This is a genomic window from Arthrobacter sp. GMC3 (assembly GCF_002929305.1).
Classification (GTDB): Bacteria; Actinomycetota; Actinomycetes; order Actinomycetales; family Micrococcaceae; genus Specibacter.
This window is the reverse complement of the sequence record NZ_PJIO01000184.1, coordinates 1-502: the sequence shown is the minus strand read 5'-3', so window position 1 is coordinate 502 and position 502 is coordinate 1. Positions and strand designations below refer to the sequence as shown.

Here is a 502-nt window from a genome sequence, read left to right as displayed (position 1 = left end):
TGCCCATCGCTGTTTGGCTTGGCCAGTACGTCGCATTTGACAATGATCTGGCGCCAACGCTGGTAAGGAGAGTTGTTTGCTCGGTGGACATGGGCTTTGACGCAGCGGCCTATTCGTTCGCTTTGTGCCCGAACTGGGTGAAGCGGCTTCGCTGGAGCGCGCATGACGAGGAGCCCAGCGTCTTCCTCGATCCGAGCGGCACTGTGGTCGCAAGGCTCTGCTGGTGGCGTGATGCCGGCCCGGTTGATATCGATGCGGAGTCCCTGTGGGGCGAGGGTTGCTACCTCGTCCTGACGTCAGTAGGTATCGAACAGGTCACCACTGCCCGTGGGAAGCCGGACCTGGACATCAGCGTGTTCGCAAGCAGGCAGATCAAGCAACCGAGCAGCTACGGGGAGTCTCTCTTGAAGACGGCGAAGAACGGCTACTCAATCTAAACCATGTAGATTCAGCGGCGATGTCAAGCGAGAGGGGCCATGCTGGCTTGAGCCGGCTGTCCCGG

1 protein-coding gene is annotated in these 502 nt (G+C 60.2%); it reads left to right on the top strand.

Translation table 11 applies throughout. The annotated features are described in order from the left end of the window. Positions 1-437: hypothetical protein (locus CXQ94_RS24215; RefSeq protein WP_146070437.1), on the top strand; the 437-nt coding region annotated here is incomplete at its 5' end. Between the last annotated feature and the right edge of the window lie 65 nt (positions 438-502).